Origin of the sequence: Falsiroseomonas oryzae (assembly GCF_027856955.1) — a bacterium.
Classification (GTDB): domain Bacteria; phylum Pseudomonadota; class Alphaproteobacteria; order Acetobacterales; family Acetobacteraceae; genus Falsiroseomonas; species Falsiroseomonas oryzae.
Genome location: NZ_JAPSMD010000972.1, coordinates 1 through 643, shown reverse-complemented (window position 1 = coordinate 643; position 643 = coordinate 1). Strand labels below are relative to the sequence as shown.

At 77.8% G+C, this 643-nt stretch carries 1 protein-coding gene and 1 pseudogene; one reads left to right on the top strand and one right to left on the bottom strand.

All coding sequences use genetic code 11. From position 1 onward, the window contains the following. The coding region (locus tag OZN99_RS33025; protein WP_270939390.1) for a hypothetical protein at positions 1-291 on the top strand (291 nt) is incomplete at its 5' end. Positions 292-304: 13 nt separating this feature from the next. On the opposite strand, the pseudogene OZN99_RS33020 reads toward OZN99_RS33025, so the two are convergent. Beyond that, a pseudogene (locus OZN99_RS33020) lies at positions 305-643 on the bottom strand (hypothetical protein); the annotation flags it as partial.

Below are 643 nucleotides of genomic sequence, written 5' to 3'. Positions count from 1 at the left end.
GCCACCTGGCGGGTCGTCGCGGATGGCACGACCGGCTGCGCCGATCCCGCCGTGCTGCGGCAGTTGCGCGCGGAGCCAGAGCCCGACGCGGCGGCGCTGCGCCGGCTGGCCGCGGCGCGGGCTGCGGGCGGCTGCGTGACCGTCTTCAGGTCCCTGCCCTGGCGGGTCCTGGATAGCCAGGGCGAGATCCTGCGCCTGGGCCCCGCGGACGGCGGCGCTGAAGGCGCACGCCGCGCGCCCGGGCCGCTCTATTTCTGGCGCAACGAGGTGGCGGAGGACCGCGGGATCTAAGGAGGCGCGCGCCTCAGCCGCCGGCGCGGCGGATCGCGTCCAGATGCAGCTGCCCCTTCGCGCCCCAGCCGCGCGTGCCCTCCGGCACGACCGGCCGGAACGCCTCGTAGAGCCGGAAGCCGACGCGGTTCAGCTCCTCCGGCGGGAAGGTCCCGGCCAGGTCGCGCATCGCGGTCCGTACCTCAGCCAGCCGCGCACCGAAGGCCCGCTCGACATAGCGTTGCACCGGCTCATGCGCGGCGGGCGCGCCATCCGCGCCGGCGGCGCGGAGCGTGCCGTCGGGCGCTTCGGTCACCGCCACCTCGCGGCCCAGCAGCGGCACGGCGCGGCGCGGCGGCACCGCAGCCTGCCG